Below are 4,122 nucleotides of genomic sequence, written 5' to 3'. Positions count from 1 at the left end.
ATATCCTGTACCATCTTGTCAAGCCCATTGTATTTAACTAATGTTGCAAATATGGCCTTTGCGTGTCCAAGCTCCACATTTGCCTTTTCCCTTAATTCTCTGGCCACATCTGCTTTTCCCATTTTCTCGAAATATTCTGCAGACAGCATTAACCTCATATGGTCCTCTGCATTGGCTGTCAATAATTCCTTTAATCCCATTTCTGTTTTTTCTCCAAGTGCTGACATTACTATCGTATAATATTAAGGAATGCTGCTATATAATTTTTTCCTTCATAATTATGAATTATTAATATTTTTATCATAATTTATATTTAATTCGTCACTATGATTTAATTTATTTAAATATAAAAACGAATAACTTGGGGGACCTGGGTTTAATTTACCAGTAAAATACAGAATATTAAGAATTATTCATAAAAAAAATTTTTTTTTAAGTTATTAAAAATATTAAAATTTATATTAACCTAAGCTCATTAACCCCAGGTAAAAGATTTTTTTGCTGCATTATTCCATAGAAGAATTCTAATCCAGATTTTACATCGTTCAAATTAACATTATATTCTTTGACATCAGCCCCTATTGTACCCTTAATAACATCCTCCTCTATATTGGCATTCTGGATTTCCCTCATAAGTCTTATATCCTCAGGCAAAATTTCATCCATGTGTTCCTCCGCATATTTCTTGCTTTTATTATAAAATTCTTTGAATTTCAATGCTGTTTCCTCGCCCAGATCAGAATTAATAACAACCATTCCCATTGGCATCGGTTTGTTCCCTGATAAATTCTTCCACATATCCCACATGCTAACAATTCTTTTCGGGGTTATTCCCATCTTTTTTAGATCATACATTGCCTTTAACTCATGGACAGCAACCATAACACCGTCCTCATTAACCATGGCATTAATCTCATCAAGAACCCTGTGAACAACAACCAGTTTTTTGTATTTGCCTATAAGCAATTTATACAAATTAAAGGCGGTGGTGTTTAACCCGTGAACAATAATCTTTGAGTTTGGAAGGTCATCCATGGTGATGTCATCCACTGAGAGTACGGGCATGCCTGTAATACCATCAACTGCCGAGGCAACTGCACTTGAAAGTATGTAATAATTATTCTGTATATATGGATAAAGTGCGGCTGAGGGCACAGATATATCAACCTCCCTTTTAACAACCTTATCATTTACCTCCTGAACAGTTGGTATAAACTCAAACTCTATATCAAAATCTGCCGGCCTGACCTTACCAAGTATCATTGGGATAAATGGATAAAGGTCTCCGGAATCTGCCAGTGCTCCAATTTTTATTGTTTCCATAATTAAATATGGATAAACTTTATTTAAATTTTTATTAGAGTTGAATGAATATTTTTATTTAATATTTAAAATAAAAATTATGAAACACATTATATTTAAGCATTTTCCAAAAATATAAAGTAATATAATGTAATAATAACATATTATGGAAAATGAGCATACTATAAATAATAATATAAAAGTGAAAAGCAAGAAACCACGATTGAAAAAAGATCTTACCTTTAATGAAATGCTTATGGTGGGTCTTGTTGGTGCCTTCGGAAATGGGGCTCTTTTTGGAACGATAACCATGATAACATATGCTGGCCCTGAGGCAATACTTGCCTTTGTTCTAGGTGCTGCTATATATTCACTTATAGGTCTTACATATATGGAATTGGGTGTTACATATCCTGAGGCTGGGGGCCCCACAAGGTATTCAATATACACACATGGGCGCTGGACAAATATAATAAATGCAATGTCCGATATTATATGGTATTTATTTATACCCCCAATAGAGGTTATATCAATAATTGCAGGGGTTAATTATTTTGACCCAATATTTATTGCAGCCAGCGGGGCACCTACATATCTTGGCGTTGGCCTTGGTCTTGCACTTATGCTCGCACTTATACCGTTTAATTATTATGGAATAAAGCAATTTGGCAGGTCTTCGCTTTACATAGGCATAGTAAAAATATTCTTTTATTTATCAATGTCACTTGGGCTTATCTTCTTTGCGCTGGATTATGCCAATTTTTATAAATATGGCTTTGCACCATATGGTGTTGCAGTACCACTATTCTCAATAATGCCATATGCAATGTATGATTTTGGGGCCATAAGGGTAATACCAGACCTTGCAGAGGAAACAAATAATAAGAGCAAGATACCCAGGGCAATAGGCATGGTTTTGCTCTTTGAAACTTTGATATATATAAGCGTGGCATTTGCAATAATAATGGGAACCAACTGGTCACTTATAGGTGTTTCCCCCGGAGATTTCCTGGCCGTTCAGGCAGCATTCCACGGCGATAATCCATTCTTTATACTCGGAAAACCATTTCCCCTGGTGTTCATAGCTGCAGTGGTAACCGGTGTTTTAACACCATTTGTCACAGGATACATATATTTAGGATCTGGAACACGTGTGCTGTTTTCCATGGGAAGATCGGGTTACATATCAGATAAGTTAAAGGGAATTGAAAAAAAGCATTCAATTCCACTTCTTTCCTTGATTGTTTTTGCTGTTGTCGGTGTAATACTTGTATTTGTCACTGCCCCTGTACCGAGCATATACACATTTATAGATGATGCCACTGCTGCGGGCTATATAGGCTTGATAACCAACCCCATTGCATTAATGGTTACCAGAAGACAGGGGATAACCAAGAAAAGCGATATGGTAAGGGGTATGAGCATAATCGCACCACTGGCAACTGCCGGTTCTGCACTTATTGTTTTCTGGACAGGATGGCCATCAGAACCATATGCGGTGCTTTTAATAGCGGCAGGTTCAGTATTATTTGGTATAATATCAAAGGTTAAAATAGGTGCCAAAAATGCATTGTGGTATGTATTTTTTATAGCCTTTATAACATTTATGGTGGCCACAAGCCATGATGGGCTGTCATCTAGTGTATTCCCGCAGTATTTCACATACATGGAGGGGACAATAATTACATTTATAGTGGCTCTGGTTGTAATATACCCGCTTGGGGTTTTATCCGGGTTTAAAAAACAGTTTGTACATAAAAATTTCACGGAGGACATTTATACCAAACAGGGTGCAATGGAATGGGAGGAAAATAAATAAAACTATATTTTAAATAATATTTTTAAGTATTAAAATTTTCATTTTTATAAAATATTTAAATAAAGGTAATATATTTCCATTCAAATGGAAGATCTTGATTCTATGCTTAATGCACTTGGAATAAAAAGTATTGATGAGCTATTTTTAGATATACCGGAGGATCTAAAAGTTAATATGAAGCTTGGTGAACCATTAAGTGAATATGACCTTATAAATAAAATAAAAAAAATTGGGGATAAAAATAAAAGAAATCATCTTATGTTTTTAGGCAATGGCATATATGATAGGTACATACCACACCTTGTTGATGAAATCATATCCAGAAATGAATTTTTAACATCGTATACACCTTACCAGCCAGAAATATCACAGGGAATGCTAACAGCATTGTTTGAATACCAAAGCATTATTTCAGATTTAACAGAAATGGATGTCACAAACTCCTCAATGTATGACGGCTACACCGCACTGGGAGAGGCTGTAAGGATGGCATACAGAATAAATGGGAAAAATGAAATTTTAATTCCAGAAAACATTTATAAATCAAAATTAAGCATATTAAATAATTATTCCTATGGACTTAATATAAAATACGTCAAATATGGTTTTGATAGGGATACAGGGTTGGTTGATCTTAATGATATTCAATCAAAAGTCAATGAAAATACATGCGCAATAATAACAGAAAATCCAAACTCCTATGGGCTTATTGATGAAAATGTATTAAGCATAAATGAGGTTAAAAAGAATTCATTGATTATTTCTTATTATGACCCGATATCCCTTGGAATAATTAAACCACCCGGTGAGTATGGGGCGGATATTGCAGTGGCTGAGGGACAGCAGCTTGGCATACACATGAATGCTGGCGGCCCGCTTCTTGGGTTATTTTCATTCAAAAGGGAATATGTCCACAAATCTCCAGGAAGACTAATAGGTGAGGGGATTGATAAAAATGGCCGCAGGGCATTTGTCATGACATTACAGGCAAGGGAGCAGCA

3 protein-coding genes and 1 pseudogene are annotated in these 4,122 nt (G+C 35.1%); 2 read left to right on the top strand and 2 right to left on the bottom strand.

The annotated features are described in order from the left end of the window. Positions 1 to 227: pseudogene (locus AOG54_RS01265) on the bottom strand (rubrerythrin); the annotation flags it as partial. Between the two features lie 229 nt (positions 228 to 456). After that, positions 457 to 1,323: an MqnA/MqnD/SBP family protein gene (locus AOG54_RS01260; protein WP_054963780.1), complete on the bottom strand. Its 867-nt coding sequence runs from the start codon at positions 1,321 to 1,323 to the stop codon at positions 457 to 459. Between the two features lie 145 nt (positions 1,324 to 1,468). On the opposite strand from AOG54_RS01260, the gene AOG54_RS01255 reads away from it, so the two are divergent. Further along, positions 1,469 to 3,121, top strand: a complete 1,653-nt coding sequence (locus AOG54_RS01255; protein WP_054963779.1) for an APC family permease — start codon at positions 1,469 to 1,471, stop codon at positions 3,119 to 3,121. A gap of 84 nt (positions 3,122 to 3,205) precedes the next feature. Then, positions 3,206 to 4,122: aminomethyl-transferring glycine dehydrogenase subunit GcvPA (gene gcvPA / locus AOG54_RS01250; protein WP_084795456.1), on the top strand; the 917-nt coding region annotated here is incomplete at its 3' end.

The sequence above is a fragment of the Acidiplasma aeolicum genome (assembly GCF_001402945.1).
GTDB lineage: Archaea > Thermoplasmatota > Thermoplasmata > Thermoplasmatales > Thermoplasmataceae > Acidiplasma > Acidiplasma aeolicum.
Note: the sequence above shows the minus strand (reverse complement) of the source record. Positions and strands in the feature narration are given on the sequence as shown.